The following is a 24,799-nucleotide window of genomic DNA, read 5'->3' on the forward strand; positions in this document are numbered from 1 at the left end:
TCTGCACCGCTTTTTACTGTATTTGGCCCAATATTATAGCTCTGGCCGCCATCTCGGACGTTGCCCGCGCATGTCGGGCGGATAAGCCAGATCGCCGAGCAGTTCGTTCGTCGTTTTTTCGAAACGCTCGACCAGAAAGTCGAGCAGCACGCGCACGCGCGGAGCCATGTAGCGATTGGCGTGAAAGAGAGCGTGCACGGCGGCCTCGTGCGTACACCAGTCGGGCAGCACCATTTGCAGCGTGCCGGCGCGCACGTCGGCGGCGATATCCCAGATCGATTTATGCGCGATGCCGTGGCCCGCGAGCGCCCACGCGCGCGTCATCGCGCCGTCGTTGGTTTCCCAGGCGTCGGCGAGCGGAATCGTGTACGCGTAACGCTCGTCGCCGCGCACGAAAGTTAACTCGTTGAGCGGCCCGTTCGCCGTGACCACCACGACGAAATCGTGCCCGATCAGATCGGCGGGCGTTTGGGGCGCGCCCTTGCGCGCGAGATAGCCGGGCGATGCGCACAACACGCGGCGATTCGGCGCGAGCGCGCGGGCGGCGAGTCCGCTATCGGGCGGGGCGCCGAAGCGGATCGCGAGATCGATTTCTTCCAGTAAGAGATTCGACACCGAATCCGATAGCGTCAGCGCGAACTTCACATCCGGATGCAACGCGCTGAACTCGTCGAGCCAGCCGCGCAGCATCGAGCGCCCGAAATTCGACGTCGCGGAAATGCGCACCTTGCCGCGCACGACGTTCTGGCCGGCCTGCAGCGCGGCTTCGGCATCGTCGATCGCCTGCAGCGCGATCCGGCAATGCACCAGATACATGCGGCCTTCGTCCGTTACGCGCAACTGGCGCGTGGTGCGCTCGAAGAGTCGCGTGTGCAGCGCCTTTTCCAGCTTGATGAGCCGCGCGCTCGCCGCCGCCGGCGAAAGTCCGAGCTTGCGTCCCGCCGCCGAGAGGCTTCCCGCCGCCGCCGCTTCCACGAAAAGGCGCATGTCGCCGAGCCGATCCATCGTCATTTTCAAATCCGCTTTGAGAATGATTCAAAGCGTAGGCCAATTCTCAAAACATTGCGCTGCCCGCAGAATTCGCTTCAGCGTAAACCCTTGAGGGAGCAGACACGACATGCAACTCGACCACGTCACCATCGTTGCGCCGGATTGCGATGCGTTCATGCGCTTTTTCGTCGATATCGCCGGCATGCGCACCGGGCCGCGGCCGCCTTTCGGCGTCGCCGGCTACTGGCTGTATCTCGGCGCGCGGCCGGCGGTGCATCTGATCGCATCGGGCGCGGCCGGATCGGCGTCGGCGGAACGGGCGGGCGGGGCGCGCATCGACCATCTGGCGCTGCGCATCGACGACGAAGCCGAATGGCGCGCGTTGCTCGAACGTCTCGATTGCCACGGCTACGCCTATCAATTCGCCGAAGTGCCGCTCGCCCGCGAGCGTCAGCTCTTCGTGCGCCTCGCGCCGGGCGTGGTCGTCGAATTCGTGACTGCTCAATCCTGATCTGGAGTCATCATGCCTCTTCCACTTCTCGCGCTGGCGATCAGCGCGTTCGCCATCGGCACGACGGAGTTCGTCATCATGGGCCTCCTGCCCAACGTCGCGCACGATCTTTCCGTGTCGATTCCGTCGGCGGGCCTGCTCGTCACCGGCTACGCGCTCGGCGTCGCGGTCGGCGCGCCGCTGCTCGCGGTGCTCACGAGCAAGCTGCCGCGCAAGCTCGCGCTGCAACTGCTGATGCTCGTGTTCATCGTCGGCAACGTGTTGTGCGCGCTCGCGCCGAACTATGGCTTGCTGATGATCGCGCGCGTCGTGACGTCGTTCGCTCACGGCTCGTTCTTCGGCATCGGCGCTGTCGTGGCGGCGTCGCTCGTGCCGGCCGAGAAGCGTGCGAGCGCCATTGCGCTGATGTTCACCGGGCTCACGCTCGCGAACGTGCTGGGCGTGCCGTTCGGGACGTTCGTCGGCCAGGAGCTGGGCTGGCGCGCGACGTTCTGGATCGTCGCCGGTCTGGGCGTGCTCTCCGCGCTCGGCGTGACCGCGCTCGTGCCCAATCGGCACGACGCCGCGCCGAGCGGCCTCGGCCGGGAAGTGCGCGTGCTGCGCGACGGCCAGGTCTGGCTCGCGCTCACGATGACGGTACTCGGTTTCGGCGGCGTGTTCGTGGTGTTCACCTACATCGCGCCGATTCTCGAACAGGTGGGCGGATTCTCGCCGCGCGCCGTTACGCTGGTTCTGGTGTTGTTCGGTCTCGGGCTGACGATCGGCAATACGATCGGCGGCAAGCTCGCGGACCGCGCGCTGATGCCGTCGCTGATGGGCATTCTGTTCGCGCTCGCCGTGGTGATGGCCGTGTTCGCGAAGACGAGCCACAGCCAGATTGGCGCGATCCTGACGATCTTCATCTGGGGCATCGCGGCGTTCGCGACGGTGCCGCCCTTGCAGACGCGCGTCGTCGAGAAGGCGAAAGACGCGCCGAATCTGGCGTCGACGCTCAATATCGGCGCGTTCAACGTCGGCAATGCGGGCGGCGCGTGGCTCGGCGGCGCGGTGCTGACGCACGGTCACGGCCTCGATGCGCTCCCGTGGGCGGCGGCTGCGGTCGCGCTCGCCGCGCTCGCGGTGACATGGTTCGCCGCGCGACTCGACGCGCCGCGCATTACATCCGAAGTAAAAGCAGCCGACGCTTGTTGAACGCTTATCATGTTGGCTCAACGTAATTCGAGCCAACATGATCGAACATCTCATCTGCGATTGCGACGGCGTGCTCGTCGATAGCGAAGTCGTCGCGGATCGCGTGATGCTGGACGTGCTCAACGAGACGTTTCCCGGCATCGACTTCAAACCGGTCGTCAAGACGGCTTTCGGGCAGCAGACCTCGCGCTTCCTGACCCATTTGGAAACGAAGTTCGGCATTGTTATGCCACCGAAGTTCGTCGATACGATCGAGGCGCGCGTCGCAGTGGAACTGGCGCGCTCGGTCGGGCCGATCGCCGGCGTGCGCGCCGCGCTGGAAGGCTGCGGCCTGCCCGTGGCGGTCGTGTCGAACAGCCGCCTGGAGCGCGTGCGCGCGTCGGTGCGGCGCGCGGGGCTGGACGAAGTCGTCGGCGCGCGCGTGTTCAGCGCGCAGCAGGTCGAGCGTCCCAAGCCTTATCCCGACGTCTATTTGCTCGCGTCGCGCACGCTCGATGTCGCGCCCGAGCGCTGCCTCGTCGTGGAAGACAGTGTCGCGGGATTGACGGCGGCGCGCGCGGCGGGCATGAAGACCATCGCGTTCGTCGGCGCGAGTCATATTCCGTCCGGCTACGCGCAAGTGCTGCGCGAAACCGGCATCACGCGGATCATGGAGCACATGGACGAACTGCCCGCGCTCGTCGCGGCGGGCGTGCGCGGAGATTTCGGCGACGTGCTGTCCTAGACGCTTTCTCGCTCAGACCGTTTCTTCCGCCACGGTCTCACGCGCCGCTGCGAGCGCCGCGCGGAATTCGACCAGTTCCGCGATGGTCAGCATCGGCAGGCCGCGTTCCTTTGCGAATCGCTCGACTTGCGCGCCGCGCGCCATCGTGCCGTCGGCGTTCATCAGCTCGCACAGCACGCCGGCGGGCTTGAGGCCGGCGAGAATCGCCAGATCGACGGTGCCTTCAGTGTGGCCGCGACGCGCGAGCACGCCGCCGGGCATCGCGCGCAGCGGAAAAACGTGGCCGGGCCGCACGATATCGCCGGGCTTCGCGTGATCGGCGATGGCCGCGCGGATCGTCGTTACGCGATCCGCCGCCGACACGCCGGTGCTCACACCTTCGCGCGCTTCGATCGACACCGTGAACGCCGTGCCGTAGCGGCTGCGGTTGGCGGCGGCCATCGGCGGAAGTTCTAGCGCGCGCACTTTTTCGTCGGGCAGGCACAGGCACACGATGCCGCTGCCCTCGCGGATCAGAAGCGCCATGGTGGCGTCGGTGAGCTTCTCGGCGGCGACGATCAGATCGACTTCGTTTTCGCGATCATCGTCGTCCTGCAGGACGACCGGGCGGCCTTCGCGCATGGCGTCGAGCGCGGCGGCGATGCGCGGCGGGGCTTCAAACGAAGCGAGTTGGGCGAGATCGGCAAAGGCGTCGTCGGCGATGACGGCGGGTGTGGCGAACGACAGGTTGGTAGTTTGGGTCTGGGACATGTGAAACGCTCTCGCGGGAAATTTAAGCGAAAAACGTTTCAGGGCATTGCAAACAGACAGAACGACACCCCACGGCGACGCGCCAAAAGGCGCGGCGGCGTCCGGTTCGGCGCGACGTAGGAATCGCCAAGGGGAACGGACATGACCATCTGCACATCTTCTCTCATCCGGACTGTGACCGTCGGCTCTGGCGTCTCACCAGATCTGCTGACCCCGCGCATGAATCTCGCACGGGCGCTCGCGGGCTCGTGGTCCGGCCGCGAAGCCTCGCCACATACCGCCGGTGGGGAATTGCACCCCGCCCTGAAGACGTACTGGATGCCGGCAGGCCGAAAGGCTCGCCAGCATTTTTGAGAATACAGCACGGCAGCGTTTTTTGCACCGCCGCATGACAACGCGTTGCGGGAAACGACATTGCGCCGCCGCTAGTTGTCCGCCCAGGTCTTTGCAGCGTTGACCGCGCGCTGCCATCCGGCAAGGCACGAATCGATTTCCTGTTTCGGCATCGACGGCGTGAACCGCCGCTCCAGTTGCCATTGCGCCTTGAGTTCATCGACGTCCTTCCAGTACCCGACCGCGAGCCCCGCCAGATAAGCCGCGCCGAGCGCCGTCGTTTCCGCGATGCGCGGGCGCGCGACATCGACGCCGAGGATGTCGGCCTGGAATTGCATCAGCAGATCGTTCGCGCAGGCGCCGCCATCGACGCGCAACTCGCCGATGTGTATGCCGGAATCCGCTTCCATGGCCTTCAGCACGTCGAGGGACTGATAGGCGATCGAATCGAGCGCCGCCCGCGCGATATGACCCGATGTCGTCCCGCGCGTGACGCCGAAGAGTGTGCCGCGTGCGCGCGCGTTCCAGTGCGGCGCGCCAAGCCCAGCGAACGCCGGTACGAGATAGACGCCGTCGCTGTGAGGCACGCCGCTCGCGAGCGTCTCGACTTCGCTCGCGTGCCGAATGAGACCGAGGCCGTCGCGCAGCCACTGAACGATCGCGCCCGCGATGAAGATGCTGCCTTCGAGCGCATAGTTAACCTGATCGCCGATCTGCCACGCGATGGTCGTGACGAGGTTGTTGCGCGACTCGATTGGCTTGTCGCCCGTGTTCATGACGAGAAAGCAGCCGGTGCCGTAAGTGTTCTTCACCATGCCGGGATCCGTGCACATCTGTCCGAAAAGCGCGGCGTGCTGATCGCCGGCAAGCGATGCGAGCGGGACGTCGGCGGCGAACACCGTGCCTTGCGTCGTGCCATACAGTTCGGACGATGTGCGCACTTCGGGCAGCATGCTGCGGGGAATATCGAGCGCGTCGAGCAGCTCGTCGTCCCAGCGGCGTTCGTGGATGTTGAAGAGCATGGTGCGCGACGCGTTGGTGATGTCGGTGATATGCATGCCGTGCCGCGTGAAATTCCACACGAGCCAGCTATCGACCGTGCCGAACGCGAGCCGTCCCTGCTTCGCTTTGTCGCGCGCGCCTTCCACGTTGTCGAGAATCCAGCGGATCTTTGTCGCTGAAAAATATGCGTCGATGGGCAAGCCGGTCTTCGCCCGCACCATCGCTTCTAGCCCGCGCGACTTGAGTTCGTCGCAGAGGCCGGCCGTGCGGCGGTCCTGCCAGACGATCGCGTTATAGACCGGTTTGCCCGACTCGCGGTCCCAGACGATCGTGGTTTCGCGCTGGTTCGTGATGCCGACCGCCGCGATCGATGCGGCGCTCGCGCCGGCGCGCGTGACGGCTTCCGCAGCGACGCCCGCCTGCGTCGACCAGATCTCCTGCGGGTCGTGCTCGACCCAGCCCGCCTGGGGATAGATCTGCTGGAACTCCTTCTGCGCCACGGACACGATATTGCCGTTCCTGTCGAACAGCATGGCCCGCGAGCTGGTGGTGCCCTGGTCGAGTGCGAGAACGTACTGATCCTGCATGGTCTCCTCCGGTTCGGCGGACATCGACGCTTCGTGCAGCGAAGGCGACGTCCGTTTCCGCAATCTATCGGAGTGAGGCCACGCGGACAACCTGGCCGAACGGCATAAGCCGCGCAACACCTCTCGTTCGAGTGTCGATTGGCCTATGCCATTCGGCCGAGTGGCGCGACGATCCCGTTCGTCCGATACTGGCGGCACTAAATCGATCGAAGGTGAGTGCAATGCGAATGTTGTTGGTTTCCGGTGTGCTGGGCGCGGCGTTGCTCGCGGGCTGCGTGGGCACGCCCAGTCTGGACGGATCGAGGGGCGCGCCGTCGTTGAGTGCGCTGCAGGACATGTGCGGAACGTCGGCCGTCGACTACGGGGCGGACGCGCAATCGGTCTATTCGGCTTTCTACGATGCCTATGTGGCCGAGCGACGCCACGGGTTGTCGAGGGAGCGGTTCTGCGCGTTCCAGGCGTCGATCGCCGAGCGGTATCGCGCCTATCGCGCAAATCCCGGCCCCGAGGCGCAAAGCGCATGGGCGAATTTCTTCCTGGATCAGCGGGCGCAGGCGGTGAGCTGGCGCGCGGCGGTGGACCCGACACTGCGTGCCGGCTGACGCGATTCGATGTTAGGTAGAGGAGAAGTGAAACGGACGCGGCCCAAAAAGCCGCGCCCTGAGTCCTGCCGCGAGCTACGAGTAACGCTTGAACGCCTTGACGGTGGAATCGCCGGTGGCGGTGAGGCGCCATTGCTGACGCCCGGATGCGAGATTTTCGAGTTGGACGAGCTGACGTTCGAGCAGAGCGTCGAGCTCTTCGCGTTCCATGTCGACCTGATTAGGCGCTTCTTGAACCAATAGCAGCGTGGCAAATTCGTGCGGACTCAGCATTGTGTTCTCCATGACGACCGAACGGCATAAGCAGCCGGCTTTGTAAGCCGGATCTTTTTGCTTCGAAACGTTGTACGGGAAAACTGAAATTGCCGGGCAGACGCATCGATTTTGTGCTGCGACTGCCGGGAATACGGATTGTAGGCAAGCGTCTGACAAGTGACAAATCCGCAGTGAAAATTTTGGCTTTGACTTTTTCATGTCGTGAAAGCGGTCCGGCGTTTGCGCGAATTCGGAGAATCGACTTGAAGTTCGTGCGGCGGCGCACACAAACATCGGTTGGATGAAGGCACATCGAGGCGTCAAAGGCATGCGATCGATTAATGAGTTGTATTCATTAATTTATACGATAAATGAATTTGTTTTCACTTAAGCGGACAATGCAATATTCCCCTTTTGCCCGGCCGGACCACAAAGCTATCCGGGACGTTATGCCCGCTGGAATTTCGGACTTCATTCAATGACTCGCTTCAACTGGCAAAACCCGTACCCCACGCCGCGCCTTCCGGTGTTCGCCCGCAATATCGTGTCGACATCTCATCCGCTGGCCGCGCAAGCCGGTCTGCGCATGCTATGGAAGGGCGGCAATGCCGTCGATGCCGCCATCGCCGCGGCGGCCGCCATCACCGTGGTGGAGCCGGTGTCGTGCGGGTTGGGCGGCGACGCTTTCGCGCTCGTCTGGGACGGCCAGAAGCTGCACGGGTTGAATGCATCGGGCGTGTCGCCGGCGGCGTGGAACGTCGACTATTTCCGCCGCAAACATGGCGAGGAGAACGGCCTCGCGCGCCAGCCCAAGCGCGGCTGGGACGCGGTGACGGTGCCAGGCGTCATCGCCGGGTGGGAGGCGCTGCACACGAAGTTCGGCTCGCTGCCCTTCGCGGATCTCATGGAACCTGCCATCGAGATCGCCGAGCGTGGTCATGCGGTGGCGAGCATCGTTGCATACAAATGGGCGGCGGCGGTGCCGGAACTGAAGGATATGCCGGGCTTCGCGGATGTGTTCATGCCGCACGGCCGCGCGCCTGAAGTGAGCGAGCTCGTGCGCTTTCCCGGCCACGCGAAGACGCTGCGCCAGCTTGCGCAGCAAGGTCCGCGCGCGTTCTACGAAGGCGAGATCGCGGAGCGCATCGCCGCGTTTGCGCGCGTGGGCGGTGCGGCAATGACGATGGACGACCTGCGCAACTATCGCGCGGACTGGGTCGAGCCAATCAGCAAGGATTATCGGGGCTACACGGTTCACGAGATTCCACCGAACGGCCAGGGCATCGCGGCGCTGATCGCGCTCGGCATTCTCGACAAGTTCGATGTAAGCACGCTGAACGTCGATCGCATCGAGTCGCAGCATCTGCAAATCGAAGCGATGAAGCTCGCCTTCGCCGATGTGTATCGCTATGTCGCCGATCCGCGCTCGATGGAAGTCACGCCGGAGCAAATGCTCGACGACGCTTACCTGACCGAACGCGCCAAGCGCATCGATCCGAGGAAGGCCACGCAGTTCGACTTCGGCATGCCGAAGGCGGGCGGCACCATCTATATGTCGGTGGCGGACGAGCGCGGCATGATGGTGAGCTTCATCCAGTCGAATTACATGGGCTTCGGCTCGGGCGTCGTCGTGCCCGACACGGGCATCGCACTGCAGAACCGTGGCTGCGGATTCTCGATGGATCCGAAGTCCGCGAATGTCGTGGAAGGCGGCAAGCGTCCGTTCCACACGATCATTCCGGCATTCCTCACGCAGGAAGTCGAAGGCAACCGCGAGGCTGTCATGAGCTTCGGCGTGATGGGCGGCGACATGCAGCCGCAAGGGCATCTGCAATCCATCGTGCGCATGCTCGATTACGGCCAGCAGCCGCAGGCCGCGTGCGACGCGCCGCGCTGGAAGGTGAATCGCGACTTCACCATCGACATCGAAGCCACGCTCGATCTCGAAACCGCGCGCGGGCTCGAAGGCCTCGGCCACACGATCAAGTCCATCGACGATCCCTACATGGACTTCGGCTCGGGCCAGTACATCTGGAAGCTCGATCGCAATGATCCCGAGCGCGGCTACGTTGCGGCAAGCGACAGCCGGCGCGACGGACTCGCCGCCGGGTTCTAGGGCAAATCTCTCGGAGGCCGCGCCATCGGCCGGTCTTCGTCGATAAAAACAAGCGCATCCGATCGCCGCAATCTCGCGGGCGAGGGGCATGCGTGCGCCCGTGCCTTGCCGCATAGGGCTCGACATTACGACATGGAAGCAGGGGAAGGAGACGTCATGAACGAAAGCGTGTATCGGACGCCGGATGCTGGCGGCGCGGCGGCGGCGAATGCTGAGACATCCGCCCCAAGGGCGGCGCAGTCGAAGGCGATGATCCGTCGCATCGTGTTCTCGTCGTCGATCGGCAACGCGCTTGAGTGGTTCGATTTTCTCGTCTACGGCTACTTCGCGACGGTCATCGCGAAGGCGTTCTTTCCGTCGCACGACGAGTGGCTCTCGACGATGCTCGCCATCGGTACGTTCGGCATTTCCTTCCTGATGCGGCCGCTCGGCGCGATCGTGCTCGGCGTCTACGGCGACCGCAAAGGGCGCAAGGCCGCGCTCACGCTAGCCATTCTGCTGATGATGGTGGGCACGTTGACGATGGCCCTCATGCCTTCGTATCGGCAAATCGGTATCGCGGCGCCGCTGCTGATCCTGCTCGCGCGCCTCGTGCAGGGCTTCGCGGTAGGTGGCGAGTTCGGCAGCGCGACAGCATTCATGGTCGAACATAGCGAAGCCCGGCGCGGTTACTACGCGAGCTGGCAGTTCGCGAGCCAGGGGCTTGCCGCTATCATGGCCGCGGCGTTCGGCTCGGTGCTCACCGCCTGGTTGCCGCCGCCGCAACTCGAAAGCTGGGGCTGGCGCATTCCGTTCGTCTTCGGTCTGCTCGTCGGGCCGGTCGGCTACTACATCCGCTCGCATCTGGACGAAACGCCGGAATTTCTCGCGACGCGTGCCGCTGGTAAGGAGAGCGCGCCCGGCGTGTCCTTCGCGAATCAATGGCTGAATCTCTTGCTCGCTGTCGGCATCGTCGCGCAATCGACCGTCGGCGTGTACGTGTTGCAACTCTATATGCCGATGTACGCGGTGAAGCAGTTGCACCTTCCCGCGACTGCATCGTTCGCCGTCGTGGTGCTGAACGGTGGACTTCAGTTCATTTTTTCGCCGTTGATGGGCGCGCTCTCCGACCGGATCGGGCGCATCCGCATCATGCTCGGCACGTCGATTTTCATGGGCGTCACGATTTATCCGATGTTCGCGTGGCTGCAGGCGTATCCGACGGTCGCGTCGCTGGTCGTCCTCCAGTCGGTCGCGGGCATTCTGAAAGCGGCCTACTCCGGCCCGATGCCCGCGCTCATGTCCGAGATTTTCCCCACCCGCGTGCGCTCGACGGGTCTCTCGATCGGCTATGCGCTCGGCGTCACGCTGTTCGGCGGTTTCGCACCGACCATCGTCGAAGCCTTCATCCACGTCACGGGCGACAAACTCGCGCCGAGCTACTACGTGTTGCTGGCCGCGGTACTTTCCGGGATTTCACTCGCGGTCGTCGCCTGGCGCATGCACGTGGCGCGGCGCGCGGCGTAGCGGCGCACGCCGCAGCGGCATCGCGCTAAACATCAGAGGCGGCTTCGGCCGCCTTTCGTGCATCCAGAGACCATACGACGCATTTTTTTAAGCATGACCGGCACGATTAATGCTGCAGCGCGTCATGGTTGAACCCATTGAATCGTAAGAATTTGGCACGCACGGAACTGGCGCGCCACGCACGAGTCTGTCCCCATGTCTGCAAACTCGTTGCAGGGCGGCTAAGATGAAAAAGAGCCGCTATTACTTGAAGTCGAGGACGCTGGAATCGAACGTTCACGGCGTCGCCTGAACCTCGGCCGTCTCTTGCCGGCCGAAGGCGCGTTCAGTCCAGCTTGGGAGCGCGATATATGCATACAGACAGTACCTACGTGATGCCCTGGCGCATCGAAGACATCGATCTCACGCGAATCGATCGCCAAAAGGCGGCATCCAACGAGCATCTTCTCTTGTTGTTGTGCGCCTGCTCGTTCATTGAGAGCGGCACGGACCTCTATACGAGCAATCTCAGCAAGTATTTTCACGACGATCCCGAGATCTCGGCGTGGCTCAACAACGAATGGGAGCCCGAGGAGATGCAGCACGGCAGGGCGCTCAAGACTTATATCAATTACGTGTGGCCAGAGTTCGACTGGGACACGGCGTTCAAGAATTTCTTCGACGAATACTCGCTCACCTGCTCCTACGAGGACTTCGAGAAGAAGCGCGCGCTCGAAATGGTGGCGCGCTGCGTCGTGGAGACGGGAACGGCCACGCTTTATCGCGCGATCAACGATTGTTCGGATGAGCCGGTGCTGAAAGAGCTCACCGACAACATCCGCACGGACGAAGTGCGGCACTACAAGCACTTTTTCCATTTCTTCAAGAAGTGGAACAAGATCGAAGGCAATGGTCGCCTGGCCGTGCTCGGCGCACTCGTGCGGCGCGTGCTGGAACTGAAGAGCGAAGATTCGGAGATCGCGCTGCGACATGTCTTCGCCATTCGTTATCCCGAGCGCGCGCAGGATGCGGAGTACAACCGCGATCTGTCCGCGCGCGTGAATGCGCTCGTGCGGCGCAATCTGTCGGCGGATCAGGCCATCAAGATGCTGCTCAAACCGCTCGATCTGCCCGCGCGCATTCAACCCGGCGTGCACTATCCGCTCTCGAAAATGACGCAGTTGTTCTTCCGCTAACCATCGACGATGCCGGCGCAAAGCCGGCATCTTTTCATGACCGAACCTGACGTGCCTCAACCGTCGCTCTCGTCCCAATCCGTTTTCGATGAATGGCCGCCCGAGTTGCGCGCGCGCTTCGAGGGTACGCTCGCTCATGCCGGCGACGGTTTCACCGCATCGCTATGCGCGTCGGATCACGCTCATCGCGTGCGAACGGCGCTGCTGAGCGCAGGCGAACTGCTTGCGCCGGATGCGCGCAGGCTCGCGTTTGCGTTGTGGCCGTCGTCGCGGACCGCTCAGGCCGTCACCGCGACCGGACGCGCGACGCTCGCCTTCGTATTCGACGAGGCGTTCTATCAGGTGCATCTGGATGTGCGCCGCGTGTCGCTCGACGACGTGCCGCTCGCGTGCTTCGTCGGCACGATCGAAAGCGGGGAAGTGCAACGGGTGGGATATGCGCGACTCACGAACGGAATCGTCTTCGAACTGACGGAAGCGCAATCGGCGCTCGCGCGCTGGCGCGAGCAACTCGACTGGCTGAAGCGAGCGGCGAGCGCCGCTGCCTGACGCATCGGCGCGACGCACGCGTGCGCCGCACCGAAAGACACGAGATGACTTAACGGCCGCGATCGCCCGATCGCACTGCGTCGCGGCGTCCGTTGAGCAACGCGCCGGGGTTGCCGCCGGGCTTGCGCGAATTCGCGACCTGACCCGCTTTAGCCGGCTCTTGACGACGCGGCGCGGAGTCCGCGTTCACGTTCGGCTTGCTGTGATTGCGCGCATCGCGGGAAGGCTGAGCGCCGCCATTGCTCGGCTTCGCCGGCCGCGCGCCACGTGCCTCGCCGTTCGGACGACCGCCTTCACGACGCGCTTCGCCGTTCGGACGTCCCTCGCCACCGCGCGGATTCTGACGCCCCTGGCCCTGACCCGGTGCCTGACCGCGCCCTTGACTGCGGCGCTGGATCGGCTCCGGCTTCTCGTTCGGGTCCGGCTCGAAGCCGGGAACCACTTCGTGCGGAATCGGACGCTTGATGAGGCGTTCGATGTCCTTCAGCAGTTGATGCTCATCCACGCACACGAGCGACACCGCTTCGCCTTCCGCGCCCGCGCGACCCGTGCGGCCGATGCGGTGCACATAGTCTTCCGGCACGTTCGGCAGATCGAAGTTGACGACGTGAGGCAGTTGATCGATGTCGATGCCACGCGCCGCGATATCGGTCGCGACCAGCACCTGCAGCGTCTCGGCCTTGAATTCGCTGAGCGCGCGCGTGCGGGCCGACTGGCTCTTGTTGCCGTGAATCGCGAGCGCGCTGATACCGTCGCGCCCCAGTTGCTCGGCGAGACGGTTCGCGCCGTGCTTCGTGCGCGTGAACACGAGCACCTGGAACCAGTTATTGCCGCGGATCAGATGCGTGAGCAACTCGCGCTTGCGATCGCGATCGACCGGATGGATTTTCTGATCCACGGTTTCCGCCGTCGTATTGCGGCGCGCGACTTCGATCAGCGCGGGCGAATCGAGCAGGTTGTCCGCGAGCGTCTTGATCTCGTCGGAGAAAGTTGCCGAGAACAGCAGGTTCTGGCGCTTCGCCGGCAGGCGCGCGAGCACGCGCTTGATGTCGTGAATGAAGCCCATGTCGAGCATGCGGTCGGCTTCGTCGAGCACGAGAATTTCGAGTTGCGAAACGTCGATCGTCTTTTGCTGCATGTGATCGAGCAGACGCCCCGGCGTCGCCACGACGATATCGACGCCGCGCTTCAAGGCGTCGATCTGCGGATTGATGCCGACGCCGCCGAACATAACCGTCGACTTGAGCTTCAGATATTTGCCGTACGCGCGGACGCTTTCCTCGACCTGCGCGGCGAGTTCGCGCGTCGGCGTGAGGATCAGTGCGCGCACCGGACGCTTCGCACCGCCCGCAGCGGGCGCGAGTTGCGACAGGCGTTGCAGGATCGGCAGCGTGAAACCGGCGGTCTTGCCCGTGCCGGTTTGCGCGCCCGCGAGCAGGTCGCCGCCTTTCAGCACGGCGGGAATCGCCTGAAGCTGGATCGGGGTGGGAATGGAATAGCCGAGTTCGTTGACGGCGCGAAGCAGAGGTTCGGACAGGCCGAGTGAATCAAAAGACATAAATTGGGTGCTTATTCGTTATGTCGAACGGCGCGCATGCGAAACGGGGCGCGGCGAATCATGTTCGGCCGGCAGAGCGCATGTGCATCGCTCGAAGAAAAATCGGGCGGCGGGCCATCTGGCGATCAGCGATCGCCTGGCGTTGCCGCGAGGTTCGACGTGCTATCAAGACACGTCATCTGGCGCTAAGTTGCATCGACGGACTATTCGACGCGGTGGCGCCCGTTCCGGCCAGTGCTCACGCGACGTAGCGCGCGACGCTCACGAACTGGCACAGGCTGCCTGCCAGCACGAACAGATGCCAGATCCCATGTCCGTGCCGAATGCGCTCGTCGTTGATGAAAAAGTAGATGCCGGCGCTGTAGATCACGCCGCCTGCCACCAGCCACGCGGTGCCCGCGGGCGGCAGCGCCTTAACGAGCGGATGAACGGCTACGAGCGCAAGCCAGCCCATCAACACGTACAGCACCATCGATACGCTGCGGGTTCGGCGCCCGAGCGTCAGTTCCTGCGTGATGCCGAGCGTCGCAAGCCCCCAGCTCACGCCGAAGAGCGACCAGCCCCAGGGACCACGCAAGGTCACTAGTGTATACGGCGTGTAGCTGCCGGCGATCAACAAGTAGATGGCCGAGTGATCGCACTTTTGCAGTATCGCTTTCACGCGCGGGGTGCGCGCCCAGTGATACAGCGTGGAGATGATGTAGAGCACGCAGAGCATCGCGCCATACACGGCGAAGCTGACGACCTTGTACGCGTCGCCGTCCAGCGCGCCCATCGTGACGAGCGCGGCCAGTCCCGCCACCGACAGCAGCGCGCCGACCAGATGGCTGATGCTGTTGAAACGCTCGCCTGCGTGCATGAATCGAATCCACCAAAAGACAAAGGGCGCGGCCCCAACTACGAAGGCTGCGCCCCAAATGCGTATTGTACGCTCTCTTGGCGGATGGCCGCCGCGGACGTCAGTCGAGCGGCGCCGAACGCAGGTTGCTCACCTGCTGCGGCGACACCGGCGTGCCGTGGTTGCCCCACGACATACGGATGTACGTCACGACTGCGGCGACTTCCGTATCCGACAGCGCCTGCGCGAAAGGCGGCATGCCGTGCGGCATCGGGTTGCCTTCCGTGCTCGGCGGATATCCGCCGTTCAAGGTCATGCGGATCGGGTTGACGGCCGACGGCATCTGGATCGACTGGTTGTTGGCGAGCGGCGGATATGCCGGCGGCTTGCCGAGACCGTTTTCCTGATGGCACTTCGCGCAGTTTTCGGTGTAGACCTTCTTGCCCAGCGTCTGCAGCTCGCCGCCGAACTTGTCCGACGTCTCCAGCTGCATGACTTCCGGCGCTTCCTTCTTCTGCGGAATCGACTTGAGATAGGTCGAGATCGCGTTGATGTCCGCGTCGGTCATGTACTGCAGGCTGTTGTGAACCACTTCCGCCATCGGGCCGAACACCGCGCCGCGTTGCGACACGCCGGTCTTCAGCAGATCGTTGATGTCTTTCAGGTCCCAGTCGCCCAGACCGGCTTCCTTGTTCGACGTCAGCGACGGCGCGTACCAGTTCTGCAGCGGGATCAGGCCGCCGGCAAAGGCCGCCGAGCTTACCGGGCCGCCCATCGCGTTGATCGATGTATGGCACATGCCGCAGTGACCGAGGCCTTCCACGAGATACGCGCCACGGTTCCATTCGACCGACTTGGTCGGGTCCGGCTTGTACTCGCCTTCGGAGAAGAACAGCGTGCGCCAGCCGATCAGCAGATTGCGGTTGTTGAACGGGAAGCGCAGTTCATGCGGACGGCTCGGCTCCGAGATCGGCGGCACGGAACGCAGGTACGCATAGATCGCGTCCGAGTCGGCGCGCGTGACCTTCGTGTAGCTCGTGAACGGGAAGCCCGGATAGAGCAGCGAACCGTCTTTCGAGCGACCCGTGTGCATCGCGCGATAGAAGTCGTCGGAGGTCCACTTGCCGATGCCGTATTGATCGTCCGGCGTGATGTTCGGCGTGAACATGGTGCCGAAAGGCGTTGCCATAGGCAGGCCGCCGCCGAACTCCTTGCCGCCGCGCACCGTGTGGCACGCGATACAGTCGCCGGCGCGCGCGAGGTATTCACCTTGCTTAACGAGCGCGGCTTTGTCGGCCGGTGTCGCCGCGATGGCGCCGCCCGAATGCAGGTTGTCGCCGCCCGACCAGAGGACGGCGCCGGCTGCGACGGCTGCCACCACGACAGCCGAGGAAAGTGCGAACAGGGACTTGCGTTTCATTATGTTGTCGCTCCAGACGCCTTATTGCAGTTCGCTGCCGCACTTGAGCGGCATCTTCAACGAGCCAGCAGGCGCGGGCACCGGGTTGGCGGGTGCGGTTTGCGTAGAGAGCCATGCGGCGACGGCGGTCACGTCGTCATCCGTCAGGCGCGAGGCGATCTGCTGCATGCAGTCGGGCGCTTTGGCGTGACGCGTGCCCGACTTCCATGCGCCGACTTGCGCGCTGATGTAGTCCGAATGCAGGCCGACGAGACCCGGGATGGCCGGCTGCATGCCGGTCAGACCCTTGCCGTGGCAGGCCGCGCACGCGGGAATGTTCTTCGACGCATCGCCGTTCAGCACGATCTGCTGGCCGCGCGAGAGCGTCGATGCCGACACGTTCGATTTGACGGGCGGCGGATACGGCGGGCGCTGGTTCGAGAAGTACGTCGCGATCTGATGAAGGTAATCGTCCGAGAGATACGTGACGAGGTAGTTCATCGGCGGATATCTGCGCCGGCCTTCGCGGAAATTCTGGAGCTGGTTGTACAGATAGTCGGCAGGCTTGCCGGCAAGACGCGGGAAGTAGTCGTTGTCCGTGCCTTCACCGTGAACGCCGTGGCACGCGGTACAGCCTTGCACGCGCGCGGCCATCGTGTCCGGTGCGATCGGCTGGTTTTGCGCCTGCGCGGCGGAGCTGAAAACGCCAGCGCTGCCTACCAGAGCCGAGGCAAAAGCCATAGCGAGCAGCGGACGAAAAATGCGTCTTGAAAACACGCGACACTCCATGAAATTCGGGGACCTGCCGAGCTTCGTGCGGCTCGGTGCGAAGGTGGCGAACCACGGCCACGCAAGGGGCGGTGGGTGGCGGACCACGGCCACAGCGGCTCGACGAGCCTCTGATGCGACGCGGAATTCTATCATCGATGCATGATGGTGACTATTTGACACAATCTCGCTCTAAGTCCCACTGCAGCGCATTCGCGACAATATGCCGCGCGGCTATTGACCGCCCGCGGCGAACTTCCTAGGCGCGCGCGGTTCAATGACTTTCGACAAATATTCGACTCGATGCGACGTCCGACCGATGCGCTTCATGCAGTTTCGGAAGCGTCCGGCAAAAATTCAAGGCGTTTCGATCACGTTCGATGCTGTGCTGCACCGTGAACGTTCGTTTAGACTCCGCCAATTTCCCCCGATGACCTTCCCCTTGGCCATGCGCGTTCGCGCCGCGCCCGATTCCGCATGATGAACGACGATCCTCTCTGGCTCGCGCAGACGGCCTTCGCGGCGCTCGCCGATTTTGCCTTTGCCTGCACGCTCGGTGCGCTGCTGCTGAACGTCTGGTTGTCACGCGAACAGGCGTTCGCGACCGTGTCGCCCGCGCGGCGCGGCTGGCTGCGGGCGGCGCGCGGCGGTTCGATCGCCGCCATTTCGCTCGTGCTGTGCACCTTCGTTTCGTTGTGGCTGCAATCGGCGTCGATGAGCGGCGCGCCGATCGCGCAGGCGGGCGACGCGTTGTGGCTCGTCGCGACGGCCACTCATGCGGGCATCGGCTGGTCGGTCGCGCTGGCGGGCAGCGTGCTGTTGTTGGCGGCGGCGGCAACGGCAGGCGGCGGCGCAACGGCGGTTGCGCGCATCGGCATGGCGCTGCTTGCGGCGCTGATCGTCGCGGCGGGCAAGTCGGCGGTCGGGCATGCCGCCGATGCTGGCGCGTTCTCGCTCGCCGAAGCGGTCCAGACGCTGCATCTGCTGGCGACAGCGGTGTGGGGCGGCATTGTCGTCGTGGGCGCGTTCGTGTTGCCGGCGCTCGATACATCGGTGGCGCGGGCGTTTCTGATCCGCACGGTCGCGCGCATGTCGCGAGCGGCGTCGATCGCGGTCGCGCTCGTCGTGCTGACGGGCGCGTTCAACGCGTGGCGCGGCACCGGCGGATCGCTCGCGGTGCTGAGCGCGAGCACGTGGGGTCATGCGTTGATCGTGAAGTTGCTGCTGGTCGCGGCGGCGCTCGTATTCGGCGCGCTCAATCGCTGGTCGGCGTTGCCGCGCCTGTCACGCTCGGCATCGACGATGGACGCGCACACGGTCATCAACGTGATGCGCGTCGAAGCACTGATGATGGCCGGAGTTTTCGTGGCGGCCGCCGTGCTGTCGCACAGCATGCCGGGATCGGCGCTGATGAATTGACGCGCGGCGGGCCCGGCCGCCAGCGTTCAGCGCACGTACTTCATGTTGCTGTCGAGGCTCCAGTACTGGTCCCACGTCTCGTTCGTGTACGGCGCGGCGATGAAACTCGTCGCGGTGTTGGCGTCCGTGTCGATCTCCACGATGCGCACCGGATTGGTGGTAGCCGAGTGAAACGCCTGCAGATACGCGACCGCGTTGTTGCCGCCGGCCGGCACGACGAGACGCGCCGCGTTCCCCTCGTGCCCGGAGAACACGAAGCGCACGTTCGGGTTGTACTTGATCACCTTTTCGTAGATCGTAGCCGGGCTGCTGACGCCGTAGCCGCCGTTGTCGGCTCGTATCGCGCCGCCGCTGTTCAGGAACGAGTGCGTGACGATGATCACGTTACGCGTCGGCATGCTCTTGATGATCCCGTCGGCCCATGTGAGCACCTCCGCGCGCGGCCACAATTCCAGCGACATCACGAGCCATTTCAGGCCGCCCGCTTCGAAAGTGCTGTACACGTTGGAGAGATCGCCGGCCGCGAACTGGCCCGCGACGCCGCCATTCGAGAAACGCGCATTGAAGTATCGGTTGAACGCCGGCAGTTGCCGCACGGTTTCCCACGCCTTTTCGCCCGGGCACGCGGAGCCGCCTGCGCAAACCGCGCGCGTGTCGTGATTGCCCACGGTGAGCACATAGGGAAGTTTCACTTGCTCCAGCCGCTTGATCGCCTCGCTCGCCATGTCGAGTTGCGGCGTGTCGCGTTCGCCCCAGTTGGTTACGTCGCCGCTGTGCAGGACGTATTGCAGATTCAGCGTGTATCGAGAATCCGCGAGCCACTGCGTGCGCTGCGCGAAACGCTTGTCGTCCTTGCCGCCGCCGTCGACGCCCACTTCCATCTGCGTGTCGGGCATGATTGCGATGCTGAACTTCGGATTGGCGCGCGCCCAGAACACGACGCCGTCCGCGGTCCAGTTGTCGGCCTTCAGTTGCGCCTGATCGGCAGGCGTCACCGCGTACCGATGCATTCCGTTCTTGTTGAAGCGGTACACGGGCACGTCGCAGCCGGACGCGTTGTCCGGCGATGCGTAGAAGACCAGCGTCGTCGGTTGATAGCCATAGGCGGCCGCGGATTGCGGATTGGTGGTCCAGAAGAAGTCGTGCGTGCCCGGGTGATACGTGCGTGTTACCGGAACGAGTCCGTCCGCCTGGTTCATCGAGACGAGAAAGGCAGTGCCGCGCTTGTCCGTAAAGCCGTTGTCGCGAGCCGCGCTGTCGATCTCCTCCTGCCATGGCGTGAGGAGATTGCTCTGCAACGCCGGGTTGACGGATTGAAGGATCGGCGTGTTCATGGTCGAGCAGTCGGGCGCGCTCCATGCCGGAGCGCTGCCCGTCGACGCGAACACCAACGCAAACGCGAGAAAGAAATACTGCTTCAGGAAACCAGGCATCTGTCGCTCCAGAAATGGGAAATGCGACAGCCTCGCCAACTTCAATTTCGATTTGGACGACGAAACGATTCGCTGAGCGTCGATCCTTTCAAACGGTAGGCTGCGCAAAGCGACAGTACGCCGTCGGCCCTCGTCGTGGCAATACGAAAATTCCGATGCGTTTCGTCAATGAAAAGCGCTGGATCGGAAACGCCGACGGGCGGCCGAACCCGGCGCGAACCCGGCGCGATCGTTACTCGTAGCCGAGCCTGTGGCTGACGATCGGCGCGCAAAAGAGCGCCACCGCGCAGCCGATGATCTTGCCTTGCAGTTCGACGAACGCCGTGTGTGAATTGCCGAGGAAGATCACTTCGATAATCTGCGGCAGGCAGAACACGACCGCCGCACCGATGAACCAGCGCGTGACGGCCGCAATGCGCCAGCCGCGCTGTGCCCCGATTCCCGCAGCCACCACGCGCGCCACGCCCAGCGCGACGAGCGCGCCGACCGCCAGTTGAGCCCGGACGTATTCATCGGGAAGAACCTGCCACATGATTGTTCTCGCTTTTTTTTTGGTGACTGCCAGCAAGCGTATGTGCAAGAAGCTCGCCAGTATGTACGACAAAACGCAGACCGCGCACGCCGAAACCAAAAGCCCGGTCGATGCCGGGCGCAAACAATCAGAACGTGTGCTCAGGGCCGGGGAAGCTGCCGTCCTTCACCGCGCGCACGTACGCTTCGACGGCTGCGAGAATGCTCGGCTGACCTTGCATGAAGTCCTTGACGAAGCGCGGCCGCTTGCCGTGGAAGATGCCGAGCATGTCGTGCAGCACGAGCACTTGCCCCGAACAGCCGAGGCCCGCGCCGATGCCGATCGTCGGAATCGCGAGCGCGGCGGTGACTTCGCTCGCGAGCAATGTCGGCACGGCTTCGATCACGAGCAGTTGCGCGCCCGCTTCCTGCAGCGCAAGGGCGTCGCGCTTCATCTGCTCGGCCGCCGCTTCGGACTTGCCCTGCACCTTGAAGCCGCCGAAAGCGTGCACCGATTGCGGCGTCAAACCGACGTGTCCGCACACCGGAATCGAGCGCTCGACGAGAAAGCGCACGGTGTCCGCGAGCCATTCGCCGCCTTCGATCTTCACCATTTGCGCGCCCGCGCGCATCAGTTGCACGGCGTTCGCGTAGGCGTCTTCCTTCGAGCCGATGGTGCCGAACGGCATGTCCGCGACGATCAGCGCGCTGCGATTGCCGCGCGCGACCGATGCCGTGTGATACGCAATGTCGGCGAGCGTCACGGGCAGCGTCGTGCCGTGGCCTTGCAGCACGTTGCCGAGCGAATCGCCGATCAGCATCACATCGACGCCCGCGCGTTCGAGCAATGCGCCAAAGCTCGCGTCGTAGCACGTGAGCATCGCGATGCGCTCGCCGTTTTCGCGCATGGTCTGGAGCTTGGGGACGGTGATCGTCGCGCGATTCGTTTCCTGCAGATACGTCATGATCGTTTCACTGAAGAGAGCGTGGCCGGGCTGCGAGTTCAGACCGACACGCCTTTGACAAAGAATTCCTTGCGCCCGCGCATGGTCTCGATGCGCTCGATCAGAAGCGCGAGGTCGTCATCGGAAGCAAGCGGGTTCAGGTGCTCGGCGTTCACCGTGAGCAACGGCGTCGCGTCGTAGTGATAGAAGTATTCGTTATAAGCATCGCAGAGCGCGCGCAGATACGAATCCGAGATTTGCAGTTCCATTGGCAGCGCGCGTTTCTGGATGCGCGAGAAGAGCACTTCCGGGCTCGCCTGCAGATAGATGACGAGATCGGGCGCGGGGGCGCTCGCTCGAATGCGCGAGACGACGTCCTTGTAGAGCTGAAACTCGTCGTCGGGCAGCGTGAGACGCGCGAAAATCTCGCTCTTTTGCGTGAGAAAGTCGGTCATCAACGCGGCGCCGCCCGTCACGATATCGGCGGCTTCCAGCGCCTGCGAGGCGCGCTGCAACGCAAAGCTCAACTGCGTGGCGAGCGCGTGCCGCGTCGTGTCGCGATAGAAGCGTTCGAGAAACGGATTGTCCTGCGGGCGCTCGAAGAGCGTGCGCATCGACCAGCGTTCGGCGAGCAGCGTCGCAAGCGTCGTCTTGCCGACGCCGATCGGCCCTTCGATCGCGATGTAACGATGCGGCGGCCGCAATTGCGGCGCGGTCACGGTGAGTGGCGTTACGCTCATCGGCAGTCTGTCTTGGTGGAAGGAGTGGCGGTTGCGTCCGCGGCGCTCGGCTGCGCGGCGACCATGCACTGGCAGGCGGCCACTTTCTCGATGCGCTGATCGGCGACCTCGTCGATGAACGCATCCGCGCGGCCGCGTTGCGGAAGAATGAGATCCGGCTCTAGCTCGACGAGCGGCACGAGCACGAACGCGCGCTCGGTCATGCGCGGATGCGGCACGACGAGATCCGCTTCGTCGATGCTCGATGCGCCGTACAACAGAATGTCGAGATCGAGCGTGCGCGGCGCATTGCGATACGGCCGCTCGCGCCCGAACTGCAACTCGATGTGATGACACAGACGCAACAGCGATCGCGCGGGCAGGCTCGTTTCGAGCTTGACGACGCAATTGAAGTAATCGTCGCCCGATGAATCGATCGGCGCGGTTCGATAGACGCTCGATTTCGCGAGCACGCTGATCGTGTGCTGCTGGGCGAGACACACGACTGCGTCTTTCAGGGTCTGGCGCGCATCGCCGAGATTCGCCCCCAGGCCCAGATAAGCAATCGTCATGGCAAAAGTCCTACGCGTGGGTCACAGCGAAAAGCGGGTAAGCAGGATCGCTCTTCGCTACTGTAACCAAATCCGGCGTTACTCGTTGTCGGCGCCTTCGCGCTTGTTCGCCGCGCTCGATACCGGCTCGCCAGCGTTTTCTTGCGCGGCTTGCTCGTCTTGCGTACCCAACTCGCCCGGCTCGCCCGTGCGGCGCTTCGCGTTGCTGCGGCGCCGCCGCTTCTTCGGGCCGCTGCGATCCTTGCCGCCTTCGGACAGCAGCGCTTCGCGCGCGGCGTGATCGCCGTCGATGAAGTCGCTCCACCATTGGCCGATGGCCGCATCGAGCTCGCCCGATTCGCAACGCAGTAGCAGGAAATCATACCCCGCTCTGAATCTTTGGTGTTCCAGCAGCTTAAGCGCGCTGCGGCCGCGCTTTTCCAGCCGATGCTGAAGACCCCAGATCTCGCGCATGTCGGACGAGAAGCGCTTGTGGATCGCGAGCTTTTCCGTCTGCATGTCGAGGACATCGTCCATCGCGCGATGCAATGCCGGCACCGGATAGTCGTCGTTCGCCGTGTATTGCTGCCAGCGCGTCTGCACGTCGTGCCATAGAAGCGTGGCGAACAGGAAGCCGGGCGACACGCTCTTGCCCGCGCGCACGCGCTCGTCGGTGCTGGTGAGCGCGAGCGTGACGAACTTCTCGCCATGCGGCTGTTCGAGCACGACATCGAGCAAAGGCAATACGCCGTGATGCAGGCCTTCCTGACGCAGCCGCGTGAGACACGCGAGCGCATGACCGGACAGCAGCAGCTTCAGCATCTCGTCGAAGAGGCGCGCGGCCGGCACGTTGTTCATCAGGTCGGCGAGGTCCTTGATCGGCGCGCGCGTGGCTTCGTCGATCTCGAAGCCGAGCTTTGCCGCGAAACGCACGACGCGCAGCATGCGCACCGGGTCTTCGCGATAACGCGTGGCCGGATCGCCGATCATGCGCAACAGGCGCGCGCGGATATCGGCCATGCCGTCGTGATAATCCAGCACGGTTTGCGTGGCCGGATCGTAGTACATCGCGTTGATGGTGAAGTCGCGGCGCGTGGCGTCTTCGTGCTGCTCGCCCCAGACGTTGTCGCGCAGCACGCGGCCGCTCGCATCGACGGCGTGCGTGCGGCTGTCGAGCTCGCCGCGTTTCAGGCGTCGCGGCGGTTCGGCGGAAGGCTCCGGCGGCACGTCCATGAGCGCGCGAAACGTCGAGGTCTCGATGATCTCTTGCCCGAACTGCACGTGCACGATCTGAAAGCGCCGCCCGATGATGCGCGCGCGGCGAAAGAGCTTTTGCACCTGATCGGGCGTGGCGTCGGTGGCGACGTCGAAGTCTTTCGGCGCGACGCCGAGCAGCAGATCGCGCACCGCGCCGCCGACGATGAACGCACGATGTCCGCCGTGCTGCAGACCGTCGGTCACGCGGACCGCGTTCTTCGAGATCAGCGACGGATCGATGCCGTGAATCTCCGATGAAAGGATGATCGGCACGCTCGGGTCGCGCTTCACGGGCGCGGCGGCTTTCTTGCGCGTGCTCTTGCGAGCGGGTTTGGCCTCGGGCGAAGCGCTCGGCGTGTCGTTCGCAGCGCCTTCGTCGGAATCGGCGCTTTCATGCCCGAACAGCTTGCGGATGAGTTTTTTAATCACGTGTGTCGAACAGGTTCAGGATGCGCCAGCCTTTGGCTTGCGCGTGCGCGCGCAGGGTGTCGTCGGGGTTGGTCGCGACCGGGTCGGTGACGCGCTCGAGCAGCGGAATGTCGTTGTGCGAGTCGCTGTAGAAATAGCTGTGCTTGAAGTCGTCGAGATGCTTGCCGAGCGACGCGAGCCATTGCTCGACGCGCACGATCTTGCCTTCGCGATAGCTCGGCGTGCCGGCCGGCCGGCCGGTGAGCGCGCCGTGCGGATGATCGTCGACCGTTTCCACTTCGCAGGCGATCAGCGTTTCGATGCCGAATGCTTCCGCGATGGGCGCGGTGATGAACGCGTTCGTTGCGGTGACGAGACAGCAGAGATCGCCGTTGTCCTGATGCTCGCGCACGAGCGTGACGGCCGCCGGCACGATGCGCGGGTTGATCACCTCGCGCATGAATTGCGTGTGCCAGTCGGTGAGTTGCGCGCGCGAGTATTTCGCGAGCGGGGCCAGCATCGCGTGCAGATACGCGTTGATATCGAGCACGCCCGCCTTGTAATCGGCGTAGAAGGCGTCGTTCTGACGCGCGAAGGATTGCGCCTCGACGATGCCGAGCTTCACCATGAAGCGGCCCCATTCGTGGTCGCTGTCGGTGGGAATGAGCGTGTGGTCGAGATCGAAGAGGGCGAGGTCCATGGGT

The 24,799-nt window shown here is 64.0% G+C and carries 24 protein-coding genes and 1 riboswitch; of the genes, 9 read left to right on the forward strand and 15 right to left on the reverse strand.

Going from position 1 to position 24,799, the window contains the following annotated elements; genetic code table 11:
• Window positions 1–33 precede the first annotated feature (33 nt).
• The gene (locus tag AWB82_RS02320) at window positions 34–1,005 is read right to left on the reverse strand and encodes a LysR family transcriptional regulator (protein ID WP_086965443.1); all 972 of its coding nucleotides are present in this window, start codon (window positions 1,003–1,005) and stop codon (window positions 34–36) included.
• 112 nt (window positions 1,006–1,117) lie between these two features.
• Between AWB82_RS02320 and AWB82_RS02325 the strand changes: the two genes are divergently transcribed.
• The 3 genes from AWB82_RS02325 to AWB82_RS02335 are packed head-to-tail and all read left to right on the forward strand — an operon-like array spanning window position 1,118 to window position 3,416.
• A complete protein-coding gene (locus AWB82_RS02325; RefSeq protein WP_086965445.1) occupies window positions 1,118–1,501 on the forward strand; it encodes a VOC family protein in 384 nt (127 codons plus the stop codon).
• A 12-nt stretch (window positions 1,502–1,513) separates the two neighbouring features.
• Window positions 1,514–2,692 (forward strand): MFS transporter, encoded by a 1,179-nt coding sequence (locus tag AWB82_RS02330; protein WP_086965447.1) that lies wholly within the window; start codon window positions 1,514–1,516, stop codon window positions 2,690–2,692.
• A gap of 37 nt (window positions 2,693–2,729) precedes the next feature.
• The gene (locus tag AWB82_RS02335) at window positions 2,730–3,416 is read left to right on the forward strand and encodes an HAD family hydrolase (protein WP_086965449.1); all 687 of its coding nucleotides are present in this window, start codon (window positions 2,730–2,732) and stop codon (window positions 3,414–3,416) included.
• A 12-nt stretch (window positions 3,417–3,428) separates the two neighbouring features.
• Here AWB82_RS02335 and ribB read toward each other — a convergent pair whose 3' ends face one another.
• Together ribB and glpK are read right to left on the reverse strand one after the other, a co-directional pair.
• Window positions 3,429–4,142, reverse strand: coding sequence for a 3,4-dihydroxy-2-butanone-4-phosphate synthase (gene ribB, locus AWB82_RS02340; protein WP_086965608.1), 714 nt, complete (start codon window positions 4,140–4,142; stop codon window positions 3,429–3,431).
• Between the two features lie 175 nt (window positions 4,143–4,317).
• Window positions 4,318–4,481, reverse strand: a riboswitch (FMN riboswitch).
• A gap of 110 nt (window positions 4,482–4,591) precedes the next feature.
• Window positions 4,592–6,088, reverse strand: coding sequence for a glycerol kinase GlpK (gene glpK / locus AWB82_RS02345; protein ID WP_086965610.1), 1,497 nt, complete (start codon window positions 6,086–6,088; stop codon window positions 4,592–4,594).
• 221 nt (window positions 6,089–6,309) lie between these two features.
• Between glpK and AWB82_RS02350 the strand changes: the two genes are divergently transcribed.
• Window positions 6,310–6,690: a hypothetical protein gene (locus AWB82_RS02350; protein ID WP_086965451.1), complete on the forward strand. Its 381-nt coding sequence runs from the start codon at window positions 6,310–6,312 to the stop codon at window positions 6,688–6,690.
• A 75-nt stretch (window positions 6,691–6,765) separates the two neighbouring features.
• On the opposite strand, the gene AWB82_RS02355 is transcribed toward AWB82_RS02350, so the two are convergent.
• Entirely contained in the window at window positions 6,766–6,963 is a 198-nt protein-coding gene (locus AWB82_RS02355; RefSeq protein WP_008351420.1) for a hypothetical protein, read from the reverse strand.
• Window positions 6,964–7,423: 460 nt separating this feature from the next.
• Between AWB82_RS02355 and ggt the strand changes: the two genes are divergently transcribed.
• The 4 genes from ggt to AWB82_RS02375 all read left to right on the forward strand — a co-directional run bounded on the left by ggt (window position 7,424) and on the right by AWB82_RS02375 (window position 12,291).
• Window positions 7,424–9,061 (forward strand): gamma-glutamyltransferase, encoded by a 1,638-nt coding sequence (gene ggt / locus AWB82_RS02360; protein WP_086965453.1) that lies wholly within the window; start codon window positions 7,424–7,426, stop codon window positions 9,059–9,061.
• A 156-nt stretch (window positions 9,062–9,217) separates the two neighbouring features.
• Complete coding sequence (locus tag AWB82_RS02365; protein WP_086965455.1) at window positions 9,218–10,567, forward strand: MFS transporter; 1,350 nt, start codon at window positions 9,218–9,220, stop codon at window positions 10,565–10,567.
• 350 nt (window positions 10,568–10,917) lie between these two features.
• Window positions 10,918–11,742 carry a ferritin-like domain-containing protein gene (locus AWB82_RS02370; RefSeq protein WP_086965457.1) on the forward strand — a complete coding sequence of 275 codons (825 nt, stop codon included), beginning with the start codon at window positions 10,918–10,920 and terminating at the stop codon, window positions 11,740–11,742.
• A 36-nt stretch (window positions 11,743–11,778) separates the two neighbouring features.
• Entirely contained in the window at window positions 11,779–12,291 is a 513-nt protein-coding gene (locus AWB82_RS02375) for a hypothetical protein (RefSeq protein WP_086965611.1), read from the forward strand.
• A 49-nt stretch (window positions 12,292–12,340) separates the two neighbouring features.
• Here the strand turns inward: AWB82_RS02375 and AWB82_RS02380 are convergent, their stop codons facing one another.
• The 4 genes from AWB82_RS02380 to AWB82_RS02395 form a co-directional block, all read right to left on the reverse strand.
• Window positions 12,341–13,849, reverse strand: coding sequence for a DEAD/DEAH box helicase (locus AWB82_RS02380; protein WP_086965458.1), 1,509 nt, complete (start codon window positions 13,847–13,849; stop codon window positions 12,341–12,343).
• A gap of 238 nt (window positions 13,850–14,087) precedes the next feature.
• Window positions 14,088–14,708: a PAQR family membrane homeostasis protein TrhA gene (gene trhA, locus AWB82_RS02385; protein WP_086965460.1), complete on the reverse strand. Its 621-nt coding sequence runs from the start codon at window positions 14,706–14,708 to the stop codon at window positions 14,088–14,090.
• Window positions 14,709–14,808: 100 nt separating this feature from the next.
• A complete protein-coding gene (locus AWB82_RS02390) occupies window positions 14,809–16,107 on the reverse strand; it encodes a c-type cytochrome (RefSeq protein WP_086965462.1) in 1,299 nt (432 codons plus the stop codon).
• A gap of 21 nt (window positions 16,108–16,128) precedes the next feature.
• On the reverse strand, window positions 16,129–16,875 hold the full coding sequence (locus AWB82_RS02395) for a c-type cytochrome (RefSeq protein WP_086965464.1): 747 nt from the start codon (window positions 16,873–16,875) through the stop codon (window positions 16,129–16,131).
• Window positions 16,876–17,334: 459 nt separating this feature from the next.
• Here AWB82_RS02395 and AWB82_RS02400 point away from each other — a divergent pair, with 459 nt between their 5' ends.
• On the forward strand, window positions 17,335–18,273 hold the full coding sequence (locus AWB82_RS02400; RefSeq protein ID WP_086965612.1) for a CopD family protein: 939 nt from the start codon (window positions 17,335–17,337) through the stop codon (window positions 18,271–18,273).
• Window positions 18,274–18,299: 26 nt separating this feature from the next.
• Here AWB82_RS02400 and AWB82_RS02405 read toward each other — a convergent pair whose 3' ends face one another.
• The 7 genes from AWB82_RS02405 to AWB82_RS02435 all read right to left on the reverse strand — a co-directional run bounded on the left by AWB82_RS02405 (window position 18,300) and on the right by AWB82_RS02435 (window position 24,795).
• Entirely contained in the window at window positions 18,300–19,706 is a 1,407-nt protein-coding gene (locus AWB82_RS02405; protein WP_086965466.1) for a metallophosphoesterase, read from the reverse strand.
• 232 nt (window positions 19,707–19,938) lie between these two features.
• Window positions 19,939–20,238 (reverse strand): hypothetical protein, encoded by a 300-nt coding sequence (locus AWB82_RS02410; protein ID WP_086965468.1) that lies wholly within the window; start codon window positions 20,236–20,238, stop codon window positions 19,939–19,941.
• A gap of 127 nt (window positions 20,239–20,365) precedes the next feature.
• A complete protein-coding gene (gene panB / locus AWB82_RS02415; RefSeq protein ID WP_086965470.1) occupies window positions 20,366–21,181 on the reverse strand; it encodes a 3-methyl-2-oxobutanoate hydroxymethyltransferase in 816 nt (271 codons plus the stop codon).
• A gap of 38 nt (window positions 21,182–21,219) precedes the next feature.
• Complete coding sequence (locus AWB82_RS02420; protein WP_086965472.1) at window positions 21,220–21,900, reverse strand: deoxynucleoside kinase; 681 nt, start codon at window positions 21,898–21,900, stop codon at window positions 21,220–21,222.
• A complete protein-coding gene (gene folK, locus AWB82_RS02425; RefSeq protein ID WP_086965474.1) occupies window positions 21,897–22,451 on the reverse strand; it encodes a 2-amino-4-hydroxy-6-hydroxymethyldihydropteridine diphosphokinase in 555 nt (184 codons plus the stop codon). Before folK ends, AWB82_RS02420 begins: the two co-directional genes overlap by 4 nt.
• Window positions 22,452–22,529: 78 nt before the next feature.
• Window positions 22,530–24,116: a polynucleotide adenylyltransferase PcnB gene (pcnB, locus tag AWB82_RS02430; RefSeq protein ID WP_086965477.1), complete on the reverse strand. Its 1,587-nt coding sequence runs from the start codon at window positions 24,114–24,116 to the stop codon at window positions 22,530–22,532.
• Window positions 24,109–24,795, reverse strand: a complete 687-nt coding sequence (locus AWB82_RS02435) for a histidinol-phosphatase (RefSeq protein WP_086965479.1) — start codon at window positions 24,793–24,795, stop codon at window positions 24,109–24,111. The genes pcnB and AWB82_RS02435 overlap by 8 nt, the downstream gene beginning before the upstream one ends.
• Window positions 24,796–24,799: the final 4 nt, after the last annotated feature.

Origin of the sequence: Caballeronia glebae (assembly GCF_001545035.1) — a bacterium.
Taxonomy (GTDB): domain Bacteria; phylum Pseudomonadota; class Gammaproteobacteria; order Burkholderiales; family Burkholderiaceae; genus Caballeronia; species Caballeronia glebae.

What these genes read in the sequence shown, in the direction of transcription:
- AWB82_RS02320 (WP_086965443.1), bottom strand. Translation starts at nt 1,005, where the DNA reads ATGGATCGGCTCGGCGACATGCGCCTTTTCGTGGAAGCGGCGGCGGCG.
- AWB82_RS02325 (WP_086965445.1), top strand. Translation starts at nt 1,118, where the DNA reads ATGCAACTCGACCACGTCACCATCGTTGCGCCGGATTGCGATGCGTTC.
- AWB82_RS02330 (WP_086965447.1), top strand. Translation starts at nt 1,514, where the DNA reads ATGCCTCTTCCACTTCTCGCGCTGGCGATCAGCGCGTTCGCCATCGGC.
- AWB82_RS02335 (WP_086965449.1), top strand. Translation starts at nt 2,730, where the DNA reads ATGATCGAACATCTCATCTGCGATTGCGACGGCGTGCTCGTCGATAGC.
- glpK (WP_086965610.1), bottom strand. Translation starts at nt 6,088, where the DNA reads ATGCAGGATCAGTACGTTCTCGCACTCGACCAGGGCACCACCAGCTCG.
- AWB82_RS02350 (WP_086965451.1), top strand. Translation starts at nt 6,310, where the DNA reads ATGCGAATGTTGTTGGTTTCCGGTGTGCTGGGCGCGGCGTTGCTCGCG.
- AWB82_RS02355 (WP_008351420.1), bottom strand. Translation starts at nt 6,963, where the DNA reads ATGCTGAGTCCGCACGAATTTGCCACGCTGCTATTGGTTCAAGAAGCG.
- ggt (WP_086965453.1), top strand. Translation starts at nt 7,424, where the DNA reads ATGACTCGCTTCAACTGGCAAAACCCGTACCCCACGCCGCGCCTTCCG.
- AWB82_RS02365 (WP_086965455.1), top strand. Translation starts at nt 9,218, where the DNA reads ATGAACGAAAGCGTGTATCGGACGCCGGATGCTGGCGGCGCGGCGGCG.
- AWB82_RS02370 (WP_086965457.1), top strand. Translation starts at nt 10,918, where the DNA reads ATGCATACAGACAGTACCTACGTGATGCCCTGGCGCATCGAAGACATC.
- AWB82_RS02375 (WP_086965611.1), top strand. Translation starts at nt 11,779, where the DNA reads ATGACCGAACCTGACGTGCCTCAACCGTCGCTCTCGTCCCAATCCGTT.
- AWB82_RS02380 (WP_086965458.1), bottom strand. Translation starts at nt 13,849, where the DNA reads ATGTCTTTTGATTCACTCGGCCTGTCCGAACCTCTGCTTCGCGCCGTC.
- trhA (WP_086965460.1), bottom strand. Translation starts at nt 14,708, where the DNA reads ATGCACGCAGGCGAGCGTTTCAACAGCATCAGCCATCTGGTCGGCGCG.
- AWB82_RS02390 (WP_086965462.1), bottom strand. Translation starts at nt 16,107, where the DNA reads ATGAAACGCAAGTCCCTGTTCGCACTTTCCTCGGCTGTCGTGGTGGCA.
- AWB82_RS02395 (WP_086965464.1), bottom strand. Translation starts at nt 16,875, where the DNA reads ATGGAGTGTCGCGTGTTTTCAAGACGCATTTTTCGTCCGCTGCTCGCT.
- AWB82_RS02400 (WP_086965612.1), top strand. Translation starts at nt 17,335, where the DNA reads ATGAACGACGATCCTCTCTGGCTCGCGCAGACGGCCTTCGCGGCGCTC.
- AWB82_RS02405 (WP_086965466.1), bottom strand. Translation starts at nt 19,706, where the DNA reads ATGCCTGGTTTCCTGAAGCAGTATTTCTTTCTCGCGTTTGCGTTGGTG.
- AWB82_RS02410 (WP_086965468.1), bottom strand. Translation starts at nt 20,238, where the DNA reads ATGTGGCAGGTTCTTCCCGATGAATACGTCCGGGCTCAACTGGCGGTC.
- panB (WP_086965470.1), bottom strand. Translation starts at nt 21,181, where the DNA reads ATGACGTATCTGCAGGAAACGAATCGCGCGACGATCACCGTCCCCAAG.
- AWB82_RS02420 (WP_086965472.1), bottom strand. Translation starts at nt 21,900, where the DNA reads ATGAGCGTAACGCCACTCACCGTGACCGCGCCGCAATTGCGGCCGCCG.
- folK (WP_086965474.1), bottom strand. Translation starts at nt 22,451, where the DNA reads ATGACGATTGCTTATCTGGGCCTGGGGGCGAATCTCGGCGATGCGCGC.
- AWB82_RS02435 (WP_086965479.1), bottom strand. Translation starts at nt 24,795, where the DNA reads ATGGACCTCGCCCTCTTCGATCTCGACCACACGCTCATTCCCACCGAC.